The following is a 19,513-nucleotide window of genomic DNA, read 5'->3' as shown; positions in this document are numbered from 1 at the left end:
GTCACCAGATCGTGACGCGGCGCTCGGGTGCCAGCCAGAGATCGTCGCTCTCGGTGACGCCGAACGCCTCGTAGAACGCATCGATGTTACGGACGATCTGGTTGCAGCGGAACTCGTTCGGCGCGTGCGGGTCGATCGTCAGCAGGCGGATCGTCTCGGCGTCGCGACCCTTCTGCTGCCAGATCTGGCCCCAGCTCAGCAGCAGACGCTGCACACCGGTGTAACCGTCGATGACGGGACCGTCGGGTGCGGCCGCCAGCTCGTCCGCCGACAGGGTCGCGGCGAGGTGGAGCCGGTAGGCCTTCAGGGCGATGCCGAGCCCGCCGAGATCGCCGATGTTCTCGCCGATCGTGAGCGCTCCGTTGACGGTGTTCTCGTCGGAGAGACCGCGCGGCACGAGGGCGTTGTACTGCTCGATGAGGGCGCCGGTGCGCTGCTCGAACGCGGCGCGATCCGCGTCGGTCCACCAGTCGTTCAGCGCGCCGGTGCCGTCGTAGGCGCTGCCCTGGTCGTCGAAGCCGTGGCCGATCTCGTGGCCGATGACGGCGCCGATGCCGCCGTAGTTGGCAGCGGCGTCGCGGTCGGACGAGAAGAACGGCAGCTGCAGGATGGCCGCGGGGAACACGATCTCGTTCATGAGCGGGTTGTAGTACGCGTTGACGGTCTGGGGCGTCATGTACCACTCGTCGCGGTCGATGGGCTGCCCCAGCTTCGCGAGCTGACGCTCGTACTCCCACTCGGTCGAGCGCAGAACGTTGCCGAGCAGGTCGGTCGGGTCGATCTCGAGCGCGGAGTAGTCCTTCCAGCGCTCGGGGTAGCCGATCTTGGGCGTGAACGCCGCGAGCTTCTCGAGCGCGCGCTCGCGCGTCGCGGGCGTCATCCACTCGAGACCCGAGATGGACTGCCGGTACGCCTCGATCAGGTTGGCGACCAGCGCATCCATCTCCTCCTTCGCCCGCGGCGGGAAGTGGCGCTCGACGTAGATCCGGCCGACCGCCTCGCCGAGCGCCGCCTGGACGATGCTCACGCCGCGCTTCCACCGCTCGCGGTTGACGGGCACACCGGTGAGCTGCGTGCCGTAGAACGCGAAGTTCTCGGCGACGAAGGCATCGGGCAGGAAGGGGGCCGAGGCGCGCACGACCTGCAGGCGCAGCCACGCCTTCCAGTCCTCGAGCCGGTCGTCGACCAGCAGCGTTCCGAGGCCGGTGAGGAAGCTCGGCTGATTGACGTTGATCTCGGCGAAACCGTCGCGGTGGCGCGGAGCGAGCCCGGTGAGCCAGGGGTCGAGGTCGACGCCCGCGAGGGCCTGAACGTCATCCCACGAGTGGAGGTTGTAGGTGGCCACGGCGTCGCGGTTGCGGACGTTGTCCCAGTGGTGGGTCGCCAGCTCGGTCTCGAGGCGGGCGATGCGCTGCGCCTGCTCGGCGGCGCCCTCGACGCCCGCGAGCGCGAGCATGCGTTCGGCGTACCCGCCGAAGGCCTCGCGCGTCGCGGCGAAGCTGTCGAGCCGGTAGTAGCTCTCGTCCGGCAGCGACAGACCGCCCTGCACGAAGAAGACGACGTAGCGCTCGGGGTTGCCCGGGTCGGGCTCGATGAAGGTGCCGATCATGCCGCCGATGCCTTCGCGCTCGAGCTCGCCGACCGTGCGCAGCAGCGCCGGGATCGAGTCGACGGCGTCGACACGGGCCAGTTGCGGGCGCAACGGCTCGGCGCCCAGCTCGTCGATGCGCGCGGTGTCCATGAAACTCGTGAACAGGTCGCCGATCTTGCGCTCGACCGTGCCCGGCTCTGCCGTCGTCGCCTCGTCGATGATCGCGCGCACGTCGCTCTCGGCCTGCTCGGCGATGAGGTGGAACGACCCCCAGCGGGCCTTGTCATCGGGGATCTCGGTGCGCTCGAGCCAGCTGCCGTTGACGTGGCGGAACAGGTCGTCCTGCGGGCGGATCTCGGTGCTGAGCTCGGCGATGTCGATGCCGGAGGGAAGGGCGGGGTCGGTCATGTGACCCATGCTAGGCCGACCCGGCGACGCCAACTTCGGAGCGCGTTCAGCGTTCGGTGGTGGTACACCCTTCGGCTACCGGAACCCCCGCGAATCGGTCGCGCGTCCACTCGAAAAGCTCGTCGATCAGCGGCGACGGCCGCTCGATCACCCCCGCGTGCTCGTAGCCCGCGTACGTGCGGAAGTCGACGTCCTGACCGGCGGCGCACATCCGATCGACGAAGTCGGCCTGCGCGGCCACGGGGATCACGCTGTCGGCCCCGCCGTGTGCGAGCAGCACAGGAGCCGTCGAGTGCAGCGGAGCGGTGTTCTCGCGCAGGTGGCGTCCGAGGGGGCCGGATGCCGGTGAGCGCGAGAACAGTGCCGGATCGCGGCTCATGCCCAGCGCGGCCGCGACCGAGAGCACGATCGTCGGATCGGACAGGCAGCGCTCGGACATCTGGCGCAGGGCCGTCTCGGCTCCCGGGCGGACGTAGTCGCGGTATTCGATCTCGGGGTAGATCTGCGAGAACGACGCGAACGCGTACGAGGCGAAGATGCTGCCGCCGGTCACGCTCGAGATGCCCTGGACGAGGGCCGCGGGGTCGCTGGCCGGCGCGAGCGCCGCGACCCCCTGCACCCAGACGTCCGGCGCGTACTCTCGCGCGAGCGAGCCGGCCCACAGCGCCGCGCCGCCGCCCTGCGAGTGGCCCCACACGACGCTTCGCGCACCCAGATCCGCGTCGTCGAGCTGGCGGGCCGCACGCACGGCGTCGAGCGAGGCGTGCGCGCTGGGGGGTCCGATGAGGTAGGGATGCGGGCCTTCCGTCCCCAGCCCGATGTAGTCGGTGCCGACGACGGCCCAGCCCTCTTTGATGGCGCGCGGCAGCATGTAGAACGCACCCGCCCAGAGCCCCCGCGGCTGCAGCGAGGGCGCGCAGTGCGGGGCGAAGCCGGTCGTGCCGTGGTTCCAGTTGATGACCGGCCAGCGCCCCTCTCCCTCGCGGGGGACCGCGACGATGGCGCTCGCGACGCGCACCCGACCGTCGACGCCGGTGGTCGTGTAGAGGATGCGCCAGCCCTGCGCGGACGCGGGGATGCCGCCCGTGAACGGCTCGAAGCGCACGAGCTGTCCCGGCTCGTCGGGCAGATCGCGGGGAGCCGCGTAGAAGTCGTCGACGACCGTCGATCCCTCGCGCAACGGCGTCGTGACGATCGTGGTGGTGACCGCAAGAGCGACGGAGGCGATCGCGATGACCGTGCGCCCCCAGCGACGCTTCGGGGTCGCGGTCCGTCCCGTCTGCTCGGCCGCGCGGTCGTCGTGTCGGCGCCGCAGTCGCGTCCACAGGTCGACGACGCCGCTCATGATGAGGCGGGCCCCGAACACCACCGCCACGACGAGAAGGGTGATGTCGGGCCAGAACAGCGCGAGCGCGCCGAAGATGACGCCCGAGACGCCGAAAGCACCGTCGGCGATGCGCGCGTCCCACGAGCGTCCGCGCGCGAAGACGGCCACGACGCCCAGGATGCCGTTGACGAGCAGCAGCACGCCGACGACGACCGCCACGACGCGCACCGTCAGTCCGGGCGCGAGCAGCACGATGCCGCCGCCGACGAGCCATGCGACACCGGTGATGGTGCGCCAGCGCGGGCGCCGGACCTCGCCCTCCCGTCCGGTGAGCTCGAGCAGGCCGGTCAGCACCATGCCGCCGCCGATCAGCCACGCCAGCACGTCGAGCGCGGTCGTCGGCCGGATGACGATGACGACGCCGAGCACGACGGCGACGATCGCGACGGCGATGCGGACCCAGGCGGGCAGGCGCGCGTGCAGGCGCGCGATCGCCAGGCGCTGGAGCAGCCGCATCCGAATCCCTCCGTCCGCTTCCGGATCATCCACCGTAGTCAATCGGGGCCCGCGGCCCTGCGCGCTCGACACGGGACCGGTGGCCGTGCGAGGGGATGCCGCGCCCTAGGCTCGTGGCATGCCCCGGACGCTCAACCGCGAGATCCTGCGGCTGGCCGTTCCCGCGCTCGGCGCGCTGATCGCCGAGCCGATGTTCCTCATCGTCGACGCCGCCCTCATCGGGCACCTCGGTGTCGTGCCGCTCGCAGCCCTGGGCATCGCGGGGGCGGTGCTGCAGACGATCGTCGGGCTCATGGTGTTCCTGGCGTACGCCACGACGCCGGCAGTCGCACGGCGCTTCGGCGCGGGCGACTCGTCGAGCGCCGTGGCGGCGGGCATCGACGGGCTGTGGCTGGCGCTCGGCCTGGGCGCCGTGCTCGCCGTGGCGGGGTCGGCGGCGACGCCGCTGCTGGTCGGACTGTTCGGCGCCGGCGAGGCCGTCTCGACCGACGCCGAGACGTACCTGCGCCTGTCGATGTGGGGCCTGCCGGCGATGCTCATCGTCTTCGCGGCCACCGGGCTGCTGCGCGGGATGCAGGACACGGTGACGCCCCTGTGGATCGCGGGCCTCGGTTTCGGCGCCAACGCCCTGCTGAACGTCCTGTTCATCTACGGGTTCGGCTGGGGCATCGGCGGCTCGGCGCTGGGCACGGTCGTCGCGCAGTGGGGCATGGTCGGCGCATACGCCGTCGTCGTGGGCCGGCTCGCCCGCCGGCACGCCGCGTCGCTGCGACCGAGCGCCGACGGCATGCGCGGCTCGGCCCGCCTGGGCGGATGGCTCTTCCTGCGGACGGTGTCGCTGCGCGTCGCGCTGCTGGCCACCGTCGCGGTGGCGACCGGCCTCGGCACGAGCGAGCTGGCGGGCTGGCAGGTCGCGTTCACGATCTTCTCGACCGCCGCGTTCGCCCTCGACGCGCTCGCCATCGCCGCGCAGGCGCTCATCGGGCGCGGCATGGGTGCCGGCGACGAGGCATTCGTCCGACGCGTGGTCGGCCGCACGGTCGCCTGGGGTGCGTGGTTCGGTGTCATCGTGGGCATCGGGATCGCCGCGGCATCCGGGGTCATCGGATTCGTCTTCACGGGAGACCCGGCCGTCGCCGCCCTCGTGCAGCCCGCGCTGCTCGTGCTGGCCGTGGCCCAGCCGATCTGCGGCATCGTCTTCGTGCTCGACGGCGTGCTGATGGGCGCGGGCGACGCGCGCTACCTCGCCATCGCGGGCGGCCTCAACCTCGTGCCCTTCGTGCCGGCGCTGATCATCGTCGGCATGCTGCATCCGGTCGGTGCGACCGGTCTGGCCTGGCTGGCCGTGTCGTTCTTCGGCGTCTACATGGTGGCCCGCCTGCTCACGCTCGGGTGGCGGGTGCGACGCGGCGCCTGGCTGTCGATCGCGGTCTGACCGGGTGCGCACGGCGGACCGGCGGTCCGGCATGCGCACGACTGTGAGCGAGTCGGAACCCCTTTCTCGCCCGAACCTCAGCCTGCGCCTTTAGCGTGGCGGCATGCCGAAGCTCACCTCCGCAGCAGCCGCGACCGTCGCGGTCCTCGCGGTCGGGATGCTCGCTTCCGGCTGCTCCGGAAGCGCCCCGCCGATCGAGGTCCCGACCCGGTCCGATGATCCTCGGACGCTGCCCGAGCCCACCCTCGACGACGCCGTCGCGTGGGCCGACGCCGTGATCCCCGAGAACGCCCTCGGCGGAGCGGCGTGGACGCAGCGCGAAGCCGGCGTCCTCGCGCCCGGGAACGAGCCGATCATCAGTGTGCCGGCCGATCAGGCGCCCGCCGTCGTGACGATCGCATGCGTCAGCGGGTCAGGCGCCGAGCTGTCGTATGCGGTGACCGCGGCCGGCGCCGACATCGAGCGAGGAGAGATCGCGTGCGCGGCGGTCGACGCCCGAGCAGAACCTCACGCCATCCCGGACGTGCCGGCCGAGGCGACCGTCGAGCTCTCGTCGAGTGCATCGGGGCTGTTCGTCTACGCCGTCGCGCCCGACACCGACCCGTCGCGCTGAGCCCGCGGCGCGTCCGTCAGCGCGCCCACCGGCGGCACCACTCGTACATGACGACCGCCCCCGCGGCCGAGGCGTTGATCGAGCGCGTCGAGCCGTACTGGGTGATCTCGACGACGACGGATGCCGCGGCGATCGCCTCGGGCGAGAGTCCCGGGCCCTCCTGGCCGAAGAGCAGCACGGCACGCTCGGGCAGGTCGGCCCGGTCGACCGGCACCGAACCGGGCACGTTGTCGACGGCCACGATCGGCATGTCGGCCTCGCGCGCCCAGGCGGCGAAGCTCGCGACATCCTCGTGGTGACGGACGTGCTGGTAGCGGTCGGTGACCATGGCGCCGCGGCGGTTCCAGCGCCGGCGACCGACGATGTGCACTTCGGCCGCACCGAACGCGTTGGCGCTGCGGACGATCGACCCGATGTTCATGTCGTGCTGCCAGTTCTCGATCGCGACATGGAACGGATGCCGGTGCTCGTCGAGATCGGCGACGACGGCCTCGAGCCGCCAGTAGCGGTACCGGTCGACGACGTTGCGCCGGTCTCCCTCCGCGAGCAGCACCGGGTCGTATCGCGGATCGTCCGGCCAGTTCGCGGGCCCGCCCGGCCACGGTCCGACGCCGACCGGCAGCTGCGGCTCGGCGTTATCCGGGTCGGCGGCATCGGGCTCTGCGGCATCGGGCTCTGCGGCATCCGGGTCTGCGGCATCCGGGTCTGCGGCATCGGGACGGGTCACCGAGACAGGCTATCCCGGCGCCTGCGGCCCGCCACGGGCGCCGGATATTCTGGAGTGTGCCCTCCCCCGCCGTCGACGACTACCTGAAGACGATCTACCACCACACCGAGTGGCAGCCGGCACCCATCACCCCCTCCCAGCTCGCCGCGACGCTCGGGCTGGCCCCCTCGACGGTGACCGAGATGGTGCGCAAGCTCGCCGCCCAAGGCCTGGTCTCGCACCGCCCCTACGGCCCCGTCGCCCTCACCGAGGCGGGCCGTCTGCGCGCGGCATCCATCATCCGCCGGCACCGTCTCATCGAGACCTGGCTGGTGCGCGAGTTCGGTTACGCGTGGGACGAGGTGCACGACGAGGCCGAGGTGCTCGAGCACACCATCAGCGACCGGCTGCTCGCCGGCATCGCCGAACGCCTCGGCGACCCCCGCTTCGACCCGCACGGCGACGCGATCCCGGATGCCGCCGGCGACGTGCACCGCGAGCCGTTCGTGCTCCTCGCCGACGCCACCCTCGGTCACACCGGCCGCATCCTGCGGGTCAGCGACCGCGACCCGTCGCTGCTGCGGGCGCTCGAGGAACGGGGTGTCGATGTCGGCCACGCCCTCACCGTCAGCGGTCGCGACACCGTCCGCGTCGACGACGGCGGATCGGTCGTGCTGCCGCCAGGCGCCGCCGCCGCGATCTGGGTCACCGCCTGAGACGGAGCCGGCGTCAGCCCTTCGCGCGGGTGCGGCTCGCCTTGAGATAGGGCCAGGGCGCTCGGGTGGACTGCTCGCAGTACGACCACAGGCGCGCGGCGACCTCGGGATCGCGGGTGATCGCCGCGGGGGTCGCACGCCGCGGCTCGCCCCGCAGCACGCCCGTCGGTCCGTAGAACTCGCCGCCCTCGGCCTCCGGATCGACGAGCGCGCGGACGAGGGGCCACGCGCCGCGCTCCTTCGACTGCGTCACCGCGACCTGCAGGTTGTCGGCGAAGCGGGTCATCCGAGACGGCTCGTTGATGCCGGCGATGCCGCGGGTGCGGCCGCTGGTCGAATAGCCGGGGTGGGCGACGAGGCTCGCGACCGGCACGCTCGCGGCACGCAGCCGGTCGTCGGCCTCGAGACCGAGCGCCGTGGTGGCGACCTTCGACTGCACGTACGCCCGCCAGGGCGAATAGTTCTCGGCCAGCTCGATGTCGGTGGGATCGTACTTCCAGATCGACGTCGACACCGAGCCGACCCACACCATGCGCCCGCGTCCGGCGGCGAGCGCGATGAGCAGCTCGCCGGCGAGGGCGTAGTGGCCCAGCACGTTCGTCGCGAAGACCACTTCGTGGCCGTCGTAGGTGGTCTCGCGGTGGCGCGGCGGATGCACCACCCCGGCGTTGAGCAGCAGACCGTGCAGCGGTTTGCGCCCGCGGGCGGTGGCCGCGGCGGCGCGCACCGAGCCGAGGTTGCTGGTGTCGAGCAGCAGCGTCTCGACCGTTCCCGCGTCGTGGCCGACGGCCCGCTCGACCGACGCGCGCGCCGTCGCGAGGCGCTGCGGATTGCGGCCCGTCATGACCACGTGCGCCCCCGCCGAGACCAGCTGCAGCGAGGCGAAATAGCCGAGGCCGGCGTTGGAGCCCGTGACCAGGTAGCGCTTGCCCGACAGGTCGGGCAGCATGCGGGGATTCCAGTCATCGCGGGCCACGACTGAAGACTACGGCCCGATCGCCACGGCTAGGCTGGGGCCATGCGGACACGCGCCGATATCGAGTGCTGGCTCACCGACATGGACGGCGTTCTCGTCCACGAGAACCACCCCATCCCGGGAGCGGCGGAGCTTCTCGCGCAGTGGCGCGAGACGGGCACACCGTTCCTCGTGCTCACCAACAACCCCTTCTTCACGCCGCGCGACCTCAGCGCACGCCTGGCCCGATCGGGGCTCGAGGTGCCCGAGGAACGCATCTGGACCTCGGCCCTGGCCACGGCCGAGTTCCTGCGCTCGCAGCATCCGGGCGGCTCGGCGTTCGTCATCGGCGAGGCGGGCCTCACGACCGCCCTCCACGAGGCGGGCTACATCATGACCGAGACCGACCCCGACTACGTCGTCGTCGGCGAGACGCGCAACTACTCCTTCGACGCCATCACGAAGGCGATCCGGTTCATCAACGCGGGTGCGCGGTTCATCATCACCAACCCCGACGCGACGGGGCCCACGCCCGAGGGCGTCGTGCCCGCCACGGGCTCGTTCGCCGCGCTCATCTCGCACGCGACGGGCAAGGCCCCGTACGTGGTGGGCAAGCCGAACCCGATGATGTTCCGCTCGGCCATGAACCGCATCGGCGCGCACTCCGAGAACACCGGCATGATCGGCGACCGCATGGACACCGACGTCGTCGCCGGCATCGAGGCGGGACTGCACACGGTGCTCGTGCGCACGGGGATCTCGGACGACGCCGAGATCGAGCGGTACCCCTTCCGTCCCGACGAGATCCTCGACTCGGTCGCCGACCTCGTCGACGCGGAGCCCTACGAGACCGAAGACCCGGGGATCCTGTGACGGCCGCGCGAATGGAGGGCGACGCGTGAACGAGTTCGAGCAGAACCTGCTGCTGATCAGCGCGGCGCTGATGATCACGACGACCCTCGTGGTCATCGTCGTGCAGTTCGTGCGCCGCCGGCGCGGAGGAGACGACTGATGTCCATCGTCCTGGCACTGACCGGCCTCGCCGTGCTGCTGATCGCGCTCGTCATCTTCGTGCGCAATCAGCGCATCGGCGACGACGGCACCAATCGCGGCTCGACTCGCCGCGGCATCATCCTGCTGACCTTCTTCGGGCTCGTGCTGGGCCTGGCCTCGCAGCTGCCCGTCTTCCAGGGCTGACCCCGGCGCCCGGCGGCGTCGGGATCAGCCGGAGCGCGGCGTCAGGAGACGCCGGCCCGCACCTCGTCGAGCGACGGGTAATCGGTGTAGCCCTCAGCGGTCGAGCCGTAGAACAGCTCCGGGCGCGGTTCGTTCAGCTCGGCCCGCAGCTCCCAGCGCCGGGCCAGGTCGGGGTTCGCGATGACGGGACGGCCCACGGCCACGGCATCCGTCCAGTCCGCCGTGACGAGCGTCTCGGCCTCTTCGCGCGTCGTCGGCGAGCCGAACCCGGAGTTGAGGATGAAGGGTGCGCCGGCGGTGCGACGGATGTGCTGCACGAGGTCGCCGGTGGGGTCGGCGCTGAGCACGTCGACGAACGCGAGCCCCAGCGGAGCGAGCCCTTCGGCGACGGCCGTGTAGGTGGCGCGGGCGTCGGCGTCGTCGTGCTCGAGCACGCCCTGGATGTTGTGCTGCGGCGAGAGCCGGATGCCGGTGCGCTCCGCGCCGACCGCCGCGGCGACCGCCCGCGTCACCTCGATCGCGAAGCGGGCACGGTTCTCGGGCGACCCGCCGTACGCGTCGTCGCGGACGTTCGAGACCGGCGAGAGGAACTCGTGCACGAGGTAGCCGTTGGCGCCGTGCACCTCGACGCCGTCGAGCCCGGCGGCGATGGCGTTGCGCGCAGCCTGGGCGAACTGCTCGATCACGACGGGGATCTCGGCGGCGGTCAGCGCGTGCGCGACGGGCAGGTCGGCCTTGCCCTTCGGCGTGCGGGTCTGGCCCGGCGCAGCGAGGGCGCTGGGAGCGACGACGCGGTCGGCGCCGGTGATGTCGGGGTGCGAGACGCGTCCGCCGTGCATGAGCTGCATGACGATCGTGCCGCCGGCCGCGTGCACGGCGTCAGCGATGCGGCGCCAGCCCGCGATCTGCTCGTCCGTCTCGATGCCCGGCTGGCCCGGGTAGGACTTGCCCTCGGCGACCGGCCACGTGCCCTCCGTGATGATGAGCCCCTGCCCGGCGCGCTGCCGGTAGTGCTCGACCATCACGTCGGTCGGCACACCGTCGGCATCGGCGCGCGTGCGCGTCAGCGGCGCCATCACGACGCGATTCGAGAGGTTCAGGGCGCCGAAGACGGCGGGCTCGTACAGGCTCATACCCAAGCCCAACCCCACCCCGCCACCGGGCTATTCCTCCGCCTGGGGCAGCACTGGGGTTGGCGGCGGGTTCCGTTGGCACGTGGCGCCGCCTCGCGGGACGGGAAGGGGCGTGGAGTGCCAGGTGAAGCGCGGGCTGAGAGTGGTGGCGGGTTCGGTTGGCAGGTGACGCCGCTTCGCGCGAGGGGAAGGGGCGGGGAGTGCCAGGTGAAGCGCGGAGCCCGGGCACGCGCGAGCTGGACCCTGCGGGGTGGGGGTTCAGTTGACAGGTGACGGCGCCTCGCGCGAGGCGAAGGGATGGGGAGTGCCAGGTGGAGGCGCGGGCCCGGGCACGCGCCCGCACCGCCCGGGGGCCCGGCTTACTGGGGTTGGAGGCCGAGGTCGTCGAGGTCGATCGCGGCGAGCCAGCGCAGGCCCTCGGCCTCGACGGCGGCCTGAGCACCGGTCTTGCGGTCGACGATGACGGCGACGGCGACCGGCTCGGCGCCCTCACGTCGCAGTGCTTCGACGGCCTTGAGGGCCGACTGACCCGTCGTCGAGGTGTCTTCGACGACGACGACGCGCTTGCCCGCGACATCCGCTCCCTCGACCTGGCGGCCGCGGCCGTGGTCCTTCGGCTCCTTGCGCACGACGAAGGCGTCGAGCGGCTGGCCGGCGCGCACCGACTCGTGCATGACGGCGTTGGCGATGGGGTCCGCGCCGAGCGTCAGACCGCCCACGGCCACGACGCCGTCGACGTCGGCGATGAGATCGAGCATGATGCGACCGATCGCGGGAGCCGCGCGGTGGTCGAGGGTGAGACGCCGCATGTCGACGTAGTACGAGGCCTTCTTGCCGCTCGAGAGGGTGAAGTCGCCGTGGAACACCGCCTCGTCCTGGATCAGCCGGATGAGGTCCTGGCGGTCGGCTTCGAGCTCGGGCGTGCCTGCGACGGTCATGCGTCCGAGTCTACGAGCCGCACCGGCGGCATCCGGATGCCTCAGACCACCACCAGCTCGACATCGCGCAGCTCTGCGCCGTCGACGGTCAGCGTCAGGAAGGTCTTGTGCGGCTGCCGCCGCCGATCGGTCGGCGAGCCGGGGTTGAGCAGGCGCAGGCCGCGCGGGGTCGTCGTGTCCCAGGGGATGTGGCTGTGACCGAACACGAGGACGTCGTCGTCGGGGTAGGCGGCATCCATCCGCTTCTCGCGCCCGGTCGCCGCACCGGTCTCGTGGACCACCGCGAGGTCGACCTCCTCGATGCGCCGACGGGCGACCTCGGGCAGCCGCGCGCGCAGGTCGTCGCCGTCGTTGTTGCCCCAGACGCCGAGCACCTCGCCGTGGCGCTCGAGCTCGTCGAGCACGGATGCCGCGACCCAGTCGCCCGCGTGCACGATGAGGTCGGCGGCGTCGGCGGCGGCGAGCACGGCGTCGGGCAGCGCTCGGGCCCGCCCCGGGATGTGGGTGTCGGCTAGCAGCAGCAGTCGCGTGGCCATCCCCCGACGCTATCCGGATGCCGCGGGCCGGGCGAGGTCCGAGGCGGCGAATAGGCTGGGGGCATGCGTCTTGCCACCTGGAACGTGAACTCGATCCGCGCTCGCGTCGACCGCATCGTCGGCTTCGCCGTGAACGAGGACGTCGACGTCCTGGCGATGCAGGAGATCAAGTGCAAGCCCGAGCAGTTCCCGCTCGAACAGTTCGAGGCCGCCGGGTACCACGTCGAGCTGCACGGACTGAACCAGTGGAACGGGGTCGCGATCGCCAGCCGCGAGCCCCTCGAGGACGTGCAGATCGGCTTCCCCGGCATGCCGGGCTTCCTCAAGGGCCATGAAGGACCGGATGCCCCGCGCGAGGCCCGCGCGATCGCCGCGACCGTCGGCGGGGTGCGGGTGTGGAGCCTGTACGTGCCGAACGGCCGCTCGCTCGACGACCCGCACTACGTCTACAAGCTGCACTGGCTGCAGGCGCTCGAGCAGTACACGCGCGATACCCTCGCCGCCGACCCCGACCTGCCGCTCGCCCTCACCGGCGACTTCAACATCTGCCCCACACCCGAGGATGTCGGCGACCCGACCCTCGTCGAGGGCGTGACGACCCACGTCTCGCCGCCCGAGCGCGCGGCCTTCCAGGCACTGCTCGACGCCGGGCTCGCCGACACCGTGCGCCCGCTCGTGCCGACCGGCTTCACGTACTGGGACTACAAGCAGCTGCGGTTCCCCCGCAACGAGGGGCTGCGCATCGACTTCATCCTGGGATCGCGCGCTTTCGCCGACGCGGTCACGGCCGCGGCGATCCACCGCGACCAGCGCAAGGGCGAGGCGCCCAGCGACCACGTCCCGGTCGTCGTCGACCTCGACATCGACGCCGGCGACGACGACGATCGCCCGATGATCTTCTGACGCGCCCCGGAACGGACGCCCCGCTCCCCCGGACGGGGGATGTCGCGCGGCGGCCGGCCCCGTAGCGTGGACGGCATGTCCGCGCCCTCTCCCGCTTCCGACGGCCGCATCGCACCGACGCCCGAACAGCTGCGCAACGACCTCTGGCTCGCCGGCGCGCTGCTCGTCGGCGCGATCCTCAGCACGTGGCTCGGTCAGGTCGCCGGCGTGTTCGGCGAGGACACCCCGCACCTGGGCTGGGGGCTGCTCTACTCCGTCGCGCTCACCGTTCCGCTGGCCCTCCGTCGCCGGATGCCGGAGATCACGCTCATCGTCGTGGCGATCGTCTACTTCGTCGGGATGTCGGCGCTGATCCCCGAGCTCTACGTCGGCAGCATCGCCCTGTTCATCGCGATGTACTCGGTCGGCGCCTGGGTCGCCGACCGTCGGCGCGCCATGGTCGTCCGCGTGATCGTCATCGTCGGGATGTTCATCTGGCTGATGGTCTCGATGTTCCAGGCCACCGGAGCCGAGGGCGAGCAGACGGCGGCGGAGTTCTCGCTGTTCTCCCCGGTCGCGGCGATGATGATGCTCCAGTTCCTCTTCAACGTCGTGTTCTTCGCCGGAGCGTTCGCGTTCGGTGAGCGTGCGTACGCCGGCGCCCGCAGCCGGGAGATGCTCGAGCAGCGCACCCGCGAGCTCGAGCGCGAGCGCGAGCTCACGGCGGCGCAGGCGGTCGCCCTCGATCGCGTCCGCATCGCGCGCGAGCTGCACGACGTCGTCGCGCACCACGTCTCGGCGATGGGCGTGCAGGCCGGCGCCGCCCGCACGGTGCTCGACCGCGACCCCGAGGCGGCGCGTCGGGCCCTCGCCGGCGTCGAGGAGTCCGCTCGTGCGTCGCTGGTCGAACTGCGGCAGCTGCTCGAGACCCTGCGGACGACGGATGCCGCCGCCCCCGGCGCCTCGACCCTGCGGCTCGACGCCATCGGCGAGCTCGTGCGGTATGCGAACGAGAACGGGATGCCGACGACTTTCTCCGTCGTAGGGACGCCGGTTGCGGCATCCGACGTCGCGCAGGTGAACCTCTACCGCATCGCCCAGGAGGCGCTGACGAACGCTCGACGCCACGGCGGCCCCGAGGCCCGCGCCGACGTGCGGCTGCGCTACGACGGCGACGAGATCGAGCTCGAGGTGGGCAACGAGGGGCGCGTGCGCTACGGCGGGACGCCGGGCCTCGGCCTCGTGGGCATGCGCGAGCGCGCCGCCGCCTCGGGCGGGTGGCTCGAGGCGGCGCCCCGGCCGCGTGGGGGCTTCCTCGTGCGGGCGCGCGTCCCCGCCGGGGCGGCGACGCCCGTCCCCGACGACCGCGCCGGCGAGACCGCCGACGACCGCGGGGTGCTCGCGTGAGCGGCGCGGCGCCGCTCACGGTGCTGCTCGTCGACGATCATGCGGTGATGCGAGCGGGATTCCGCATGATCCTCGAGGCCGCGGGCGACATCGCCGTCATCGGCGAGGCGGCCGATGGTGCGCAGGCACTCGACGCCGTCGCCCGCCTGCGCCCCGACGTGGTGTTCATGGACGTGCAGATGCCCGGGATGGACGGCCTCGAGGCCACACGCCGCATCGTCGCCGAACCGAGCAACACGAGCGCTGTCGTCGTGGTGACGACCTTCGACCGAGACGACTACCTGTTCCAGGCGCTGCAGGCCGGCGCGAGCGGATTCCTGCTCAAGAACGCCGGCCCCGAAGAGCTCACCGCCGCGGTGCGCGTCGCCGCCGCCGGCGACGCGCTGCTGGCGCCCGAGGTCACGCGGCGCGTGATCGAGCGGTTCGCGGGGGCGGGAGAGGAGCCCGCGCCGACGGCATCCGCACCGACGGCATCCCCACCGACACCCGCGGCGTCAGCGGCGGATCACGGGCTCACCGACCGCGAGGCCGAAGTGCTGCGCCTGCTCGCCCGCGCGCTGAGCAACGCGGAGATCGCGCGCGAGCTCTTCATCGGCGACGCGACGGTGAAGACGCACGTGTCGAACATCCTCATCAAGCTGGGCGCGCGCGACCGGGTCGCAGCCGTCGTCTTCGCGCACCGCAACGGTCTGGCCTGACCGGCCGCGCCGCTTGTGCGCGTCAGGCGGGGTCGGAGACGCGCGAGCGCGACGGACGCGTCGCCGGCACTGCCGGGGCGACCTCGTCGGCACGGCGGGCGCGGGCCACGCGCCACAGGGCCTGCACGCTCCAGACGAACAGCACCACGAGGAGCGCGTTGCGCGCCAGCAGCAGACTGGCGGCGAACGGGTCGGCGCGAACGAGCGGCATGTAGAAGATCGGGAAGACGAGCGTGGTCAGGAAGCTCGTGATCGCCATCCAGATGGCGGGCGTGCGCCACCGCTGCGGATCGACCAGCAGCCCGACGGTCACGATCGGCGCGAGCCACAGCATGTACTGCGGCGAGCCGACCTTGTTGAAGACGATGAGGGCGGCTGTCAGCGCGAACGCCCCCAGGACGACCAGCTGACCTTCCGCGATGTCCATGCGCGCGGCACCGCGAACCCAGGTCATCCGCGCACGGATCAGCAGCAGCGCGATAGCGACGAAGGCGACGATCATCAGCCAGCCGACGATCTCGCCGGCGGCCATGGCGCCGTGGCCGATGACCTCGCGCGTCGCGAGCTCGTAGTTCTGGCGGATGCGGGCGCCCGGCATCTCCCAGATCGTCGCCCAGACCCAGGGGGTGGCGACGGGAGCCTCGAGCTGCGGCGCGCGCTGGCCCTGGATCGTGAGGAAGCTGAAGAGGTTCGACGCACCGCCCGCGGCGACGACCGCCACCATGATGAGGGTGCTCGCGCCGAGTCCGCCCAGTGCGACCCACCAGCGGCTGCGGCACACGGCGACGACGGCGGCGGCGATGGCGGCCGGCCAGACCTTGATCCAGGTCGCGAGGGCGATGAGCGCCCCCGCGACGACCGGGCGGCGCGACACCCAGACGAGGCCGGCGATCGCGAGCGGCGCGGCGACGCCCTCGAGCCGCAGCATCGAGACGGGCGCGAGCAGGAAGACGCTGAGCAGCCAGTACCAGGCGGCGGGGTACGCGCTCCGCCGCTGCAGGCGGGCCCCGGAGATCGCGGCGAGCGCGAGCCAGTTGGCCGCCGCCATCATGATCAGCCACACGAGCTGGTAGAGATACGGCCCGAGCGCGATCGAGCCGACGATCGGGATCAAGGCGCCCGCCGGGTACACCCATGGGAAGTCGATGATGGGCCACGTGCCCTGCACCGCATCCTGAGCCCACTGGCGGTACAGCGGCAGATCGCCCTCCGTTCCACCGGTGACGATGAGGGGCAGGAGGGCGACGATATAGGCGACGTGCAGGCCGACGAAGCCGGTCACGACACCGCGTCGGGTTCGACCGAACGCGGCGAGCCGCTCTCGGCGCGTCGTTCGGCGGGGGGCGGCCGGTTCAGACGTCACCCGCGCATCATAGGCCGCGCACCTAGCCGTGGGATGAACGCTCAGCGTCGAACCGACGAGGCAGGTAAGGCTATCCTTGGTGAGCCGCACCGCCCGCGTGCGCCCGCCTCTCACCGATGCCTCGCTTTTTCAGGAGACCGCCATGCGCCCTCGCGTCGCCCTCAGCCTCGTCCTCGCCCCGGCGATCGCCCTCGCGCTCACCGCGTGCGGAGCGTCCGAGGCCGTCGACCGGGCGGCGGCGGTGCAACCCGGGGCGGGCACGACCACCTATCCGCTCGTGATCGACAACTGCGGCACCGAGGTGACGATCGAGAGCGCACCGCAGCGCGTGGTGTCGCTCGACCAGAACTCGACCGAGATCCTGCTATCGCTGGGCCTGGCCGACCGGATCGTCGGCACGGCCTCGTGGACCGACCCGATCCTGCCCGCGCTCGCCGAGGCCAACGCCGCGGTGCCCCGCCTGGCCGACAATGCCCCGACGTACGAGGTCGTCCTCGGCGCCGATCCCGACTTCGTGACGGCCTCGTTCGGGCGGCACTTCGCGGCGGGCGGCGTCGCGGAGCGCGCTCGCTTCGCCGAGACCGGCATCCCCAGCTACCTCTCCCCCACCGACTGCGACAACGGCGAGAGCGTCAACGGCGGCGGCACGCGCACGACACCCCTCACGATCGACGCCCTGTACGACGAGATCGCCGAGCTCGGCGAGATCTTCGACGTGTCCGACCGCGCCGACGCGCTGATCGCCGACCTGCAGGCGCGCGCGGCGGCCGCGACGGACGAGATGGATGCCGCGGGGGCGAGCGTCGCGTTCTGGTTCGCCGACACGAAGACGCCCTACGTCGCCGGAGGCCTGGGCTCGGCTGCCCTGCTGGCCTCGACGACGGGCTTCGACAACGTCTTCTCCGACCTCACCGACGACTGGCCGGCGACGACGTGGGAGAACCTCGTGGCGCGGGATCCCGACGTGCTGGTTCTCGGCGACCTGCAGCGCGACCGCTTCCCCGGTGACCGCCTCGACGACAAGATCGCCTTCCTCGAGTCCGACCCGCTGACCCGGACGATGGATGCCGTGCAGAACGAGCGGTACATCGCGTTGCACGGCGCCGAGCTGAACCCGTCCATCCGGTTCGTCGACGGCCTCGAGAAGATCGAGGCCTGGTGGCGCGCGCATCGCGACGAGCTGTGAGCCCGCGCTCCACGCGCGTTCTGGCGACAGCGGGCCTGCTCGCCGCCGGCGCCCTGCTGCTGCTCGCATCCGTGGGCGCTGCGATCACGCTCGGCCCGGCGGACATCCTGCTCGTCAACGTCCGCGACATCGTCACCAACCACCTCGGGCTCACCGACATCCCCGTCCGCGTCGCGAAGGACGCCATCGTGTGGGAGGAGCGGCTGCCCCGCGCCCTGGTGGCCGCCGCGTGCGGCGCGGGGCTCGGGCTCTGCGGCGTCATCATGCAGTCGCTGCTGCGCAATCCCCTCGCCGACCCGTTCATCCTGGGCATCTCGTCGGGCGCGTCCACGGGCGCGGTCGCGATCGGCATCCTGGGCCTCGGTGGTGCCGCGCTCGGCGTCTCGGGCGGTGCCTTCATCGGCGCCCTGCTCGCCTTCGGACTCGTGCTGCTGCTGGCGCGCCTGTCGGGCGGCGGGAACGACCGCGTCGTGCTCGCCGGTGTCGCGAGCACGCAGCTGTTCTCCGCCCTGACCTCGCTCATCGTCTTCGCATTCGCCGACTCCGACGAGACCCGCGGCGTGATGTTCTGGCTGCTCGGGTCGCTCGAGGGGGTGCGGTGGGACGACGTCCAGCTGTGCGTGATCGTCGTGGCCCTCGGCTCGGTGGTGTGCCTGCGCTACGCGCATGCCCTCGACGCGTTCGCCTTCGGCGACGAGGTCGCTGCATCTCTCGGGGTGCACGTCCGCGCCACGCGCACCGTCCTGCTGCTGTCGACCGCGCTCATCACCGCGACGCTCGTGAGCGTCGCGGGCGCCATCGGCTTCGTCGGACTCGTCCTCCCGCACGCCGCCCGCCTGGTCGTGGGGTCACGGCACCACCGGCTGATCCCCGCGACGGCGATCATCGGCGCGCTGTTCATGGTGTGGGTGGATGCCGGCTCGCGCGTGGTCTTCTCGCCGACACCGCTGCCCGTCGGGGTCGGGACGGCGCTCGTCGGCGTCCCCGTCTTCATGGCTCTGCTCGCGCGACGGAGGCGGCGCTCATGACGCTCCACGCGCGCGACGTCTCGTGGGCCCGCGGCGGGTCGCTCGTCGTCGACGGGGTCACGGTCGAGCCCGAGCCCGGGCGCACCCTAGGACTCCTGGGTCCCAACGGCTCGGGGAAGTCCTCGCTCCTGCGCGTGCTGCACGGGCTCGTCCGCCCCACCGCCGGATGGGTGACCCTCGACGGCGAGGACCTGACGCGAGTCGGGCGGCGGCGGGCCGCACGCACGATCGCCTCGGTCAGCCAGCACGCCGACACCGAGGTCGACATCACCGTCCGCGACGTGGCCCGCCTCGGCCGCATCCCGCACCGCGGGACCTTCGGCGGCGACGCGAAAGCCGACGAGGCCGCGGTCGACCGGGCGCTCGCCCACGTCGGGCTGACCGAGCACGCCGAGCGCCTGTGGCACACGCTGTCGGGCGGCGAGCGGCAGCGTGCCCAGATCGCCCGCGCGCTCGCCCAGGAACCGCGGGAGCTGCTGCTGGACGAGCCGACCAACCACCTCGACATCCGGCACCAGCTCGAGCTGCTCGACCTGGTGTGCGCGCTGCCGGTGACGACCGTCGTCGCCATCCACGACCTGAACCTCGCCGCGATGTACTGCGACAGCGTGCTCGTGATGCAGCAGGGACGCGTCGTGGCCGGCGGACCGCCGCGCGAGGTCCTGACCGCCCCGCTGATCTCGAGCGTGTACGGCGTCGAGGCCGAGGTCGCGTGGGACGAGCGGCGCGGGCACCCCGTCATCACCTACACCCGCTCCCGATAGCGCCCTCCTCACCGAGCCTCCCCCCTCCGGTCCTCCCCCGCCCGGCGGGCGCCGCCGCCCGGAGATCCGCCGCAGGGGGGAGGTGTCCGCACCCGCCCGATCCCTAGCGTTGAA

The 19,513-nt window shown here is 72.2% G+C and carries 19 protein-coding genes; 11 read left to right on the top strand and 8 right to left on the bottom strand.

Annotated elements, in window-relative coordinates; genetic code table 11:
* Position 1: 1 nt before the first annotated feature.
* Positions 2–1,999 carry a M13 family metallopeptidase gene (locus JOF37_RS11005; RefSeq protein WP_210006851.1) on the bottom strand — a complete coding sequence of 666 codons (1,998 nt, stop codon included), beginning with the start codon at positions 1,997–1,999 and terminating at the stop codon, positions 2–4.
* A gap of 46 nt (positions 2,000–2,045) precedes the next feature.
* Positions 2,046–3,842: an alpha/beta fold hydrolase gene (locus tag JOF37_RS11000; protein ID WP_210006850.1), complete on the bottom strand. Its 1,797-nt coding sequence runs from the start codon at positions 3,840–3,842 to the stop codon at positions 2,046–2,048.
* 118 nt (positions 3,843–3,960) lie between these two features.
* Between JOF37_RS11000 and JOF37_RS10995 the strand changes: the two genes are divergently transcribed.
* Both JOF37_RS10995 and JOF37_RS10990 read left to right on the top strand, forming a co-directional pair.
* Positions 3,961–5,277, top strand: coding sequence for an MATE family efflux transporter (locus JOF37_RS10995; RefSeq protein ID WP_210006849.1), 1,317 nt, complete (start codon positions 3,961–3,963; stop codon positions 5,275–5,277).
* A 103-nt stretch (positions 5,278–5,380) separates the two neighbouring features.
* Positions 5,381–5,890, top strand: a complete 510-nt coding sequence (locus JOF37_RS10990) for a hypothetical protein (RefSeq protein ID WP_210006848.1) — start codon at positions 5,381–5,383, stop codon at positions 5,888–5,890.
* Between the two features lie 16 nt (positions 5,891–5,906).
* On the opposite strand, the gene JOF37_RS10985 is transcribed toward JOF37_RS10990, so the two are convergent.
* Positions 5,907–6,512 (bottom strand): TrmH family RNA methyltransferase, encoded by a 606-nt coding sequence (locus JOF37_RS10985; protein ID WP_245338680.1) that lies wholly within the window; start codon positions 6,510–6,512, stop codon positions 5,907–5,909.
* Between the two features lie 161 nt (positions 6,513–6,673).
* On the opposite strand from JOF37_RS10985, the gene JOF37_RS10980 reads away from it, so the two are divergent.
* Positions 6,674–7,312: a metal-dependent transcriptional regulator gene (locus tag JOF37_RS10980; protein WP_210006846.1), complete on the top strand. Its 639-nt coding sequence runs from the start codon at positions 6,674–6,676 to the stop codon at positions 7,310–7,312.
* 13 nt (positions 7,313–7,325) lie between these two features.
* Here JOF37_RS10980 and JOF37_RS10975 read toward each other — a convergent pair whose 3' ends face one another.
* Entirely contained in the window at positions 7,326–8,288 is a 963-nt protein-coding gene (locus tag JOF37_RS10975) for an SDR family NAD(P)-dependent oxidoreductase (RefSeq protein WP_271175053.1), read from the bottom strand.
* Between the two features lie 42 nt (positions 8,289–8,330).
* Here JOF37_RS10975 and JOF37_RS10970 point away from each other — a divergent pair, with 42 nt between their 5' ends.
* Positions 8,331–9,140, top strand: a complete 810-nt coding sequence (locus JOF37_RS10970) for an HAD-IIA family hydrolase (protein WP_210006845.1) — start codon at positions 8,331–8,333, stop codon at positions 9,138–9,140.
* 138 nt (positions 9,141–9,278) lie between these two features.
* Positions 9,279–9,464: a hypothetical protein gene (locus tag JOF37_RS10965; RefSeq protein ID WP_245338149.1), complete on the top strand. Its 186-nt coding sequence runs from the start codon at positions 9,279–9,281 to the stop codon at positions 9,462–9,464.
* 41 nt (positions 9,465–9,505) lie between these two features.
* Here JOF37_RS10965 and JOF37_RS10960 read toward each other — a convergent pair whose 3' ends face one another.
* The 3 genes from JOF37_RS10960 to JOF37_RS10950 all read right to left on the bottom strand — a co-directional run bounded on the left by JOF37_RS10960 (position 9,506) and on the right by JOF37_RS10950 (position 12,071).
* Positions 9,506–10,597, bottom strand: coding sequence for an alkene reductase (locus JOF37_RS10960; RefSeq protein WP_210006844.1), 1,092 nt, complete (start codon positions 10,595–10,597; stop codon positions 9,506–9,508).
* Between the two features lie 359 nt (positions 10,598–10,956).
* Complete coding sequence (pyrE, locus tag JOF37_RS10955) at positions 10,957–11,535, bottom strand: orotate phosphoribosyltransferase (protein ID WP_210006843.1); 579 nt, start codon at positions 11,533–11,535, stop codon at positions 10,957–10,959.
* Between the two features lie 41 nt (positions 11,536–11,576).
* Positions 11,577–12,071: a metallophosphoesterase family protein gene (locus tag JOF37_RS10950; protein ID WP_210006842.1), complete on the bottom strand. Its 495-nt coding sequence runs from the start codon at positions 12,069–12,071 to the stop codon at positions 11,577–11,579.
* A gap of 63 nt (positions 12,072–12,134) precedes the next feature.
* Between JOF37_RS10950 and JOF37_RS10945 the strand changes: the two genes are divergently transcribed.
* The 3 genes from JOF37_RS10945 to JOF37_RS10935 all read left to right on the top strand — a co-directional run bounded on the left by JOF37_RS10945 (position 12,135) and on the right by JOF37_RS10935 (position 15,058).
* Positions 12,135–12,974, top strand: coding sequence for an exodeoxyribonuclease III (locus JOF37_RS10945; protein ID WP_210006841.1), 840 nt, complete (start codon positions 12,135–12,137; stop codon positions 12,972–12,974).
* Positions 12,975–13,049: 75 nt separating this feature from the next.
* Complete coding sequence (locus JOF37_RS10940) at positions 13,050–14,360, top strand: sensor histidine kinase (protein ID WP_210006840.1); 1,311 nt, start codon at positions 13,050–13,052, stop codon at positions 14,358–14,360.
* Positions 14,361–14,407: 47 nt separating this feature from the next.
* Positions 14,408–15,058 carry a response regulator gene (locus tag JOF37_RS10935; RefSeq protein WP_245338678.1) on the top strand — a complete coding sequence of 217 codons (651 nt, stop codon included), beginning with the start codon at positions 14,408–14,410 and terminating at the stop codon, positions 15,056–15,058.
* A 22-nt stretch (positions 15,059–15,080) separates the two neighbouring features.
* Here JOF37_RS10935 and JOF37_RS10930 read toward each other — a convergent pair whose 3' ends face one another.
* Positions 15,081–16,421: a glycosyltransferase family protein gene (locus JOF37_RS10930; RefSeq protein ID WP_210006838.1), complete on the bottom strand. Its 1,341-nt coding sequence runs from the start codon at positions 16,419–16,421 to the stop codon at positions 15,081–15,083.
* A gap of 142 nt (positions 16,422–16,563) precedes the next feature.
* Between JOF37_RS10930 and JOF37_RS10925 the strand changes: the two genes are divergently transcribed.
* From JOF37_RS10925 to JOF37_RS10915, 3 genes are read left to right on the top strand one after another with little or no spacing between them, the layout of a single operon-like run.
* Complete coding sequence (locus JOF37_RS10925; protein ID WP_210006837.1) at positions 16,564–17,607, top strand: ABC transporter substrate-binding protein; 1,044 nt, start codon at positions 16,564–16,566, stop codon at positions 17,605–17,607.
* Entirely contained in the window at positions 17,604–18,635 is a 1,032-nt protein-coding gene (locus JOF37_RS10920; RefSeq protein WP_271175052.1) for a FecCD family ABC transporter permease, read from the top strand. Before JOF37_RS10925 ends, JOF37_RS10920 begins: the two co-directional genes overlap by 4 nt.
* Positions 18,632–19,399 (top strand): ABC transporter ATP-binding protein, encoded by a 768-nt coding sequence (locus JOF37_RS10915; RefSeq protein ID WP_210006835.1) that lies wholly within the window; start codon positions 18,632–18,634, stop codon positions 19,397–19,399. Before JOF37_RS10920 ends, JOF37_RS10915 begins: the two co-directional genes overlap by 4 nt.
* Positions 19,400–19,513 lie beyond the last annotated feature (114 nt).

The sequence above is a fragment of the Microbacterium imperiale genome (assembly GCF_017876655.1).
Lineage (GTDB): Bacteria > Actinomycetota > Actinomycetes > Actinomycetales > Microbacteriaceae > Microbacterium > Microbacterium imperiale.
The sequence above is the reverse complement of the archived record's forward strand: the minus strand, read 5'-3'. Positions and strand labels throughout refer to the sequence as shown.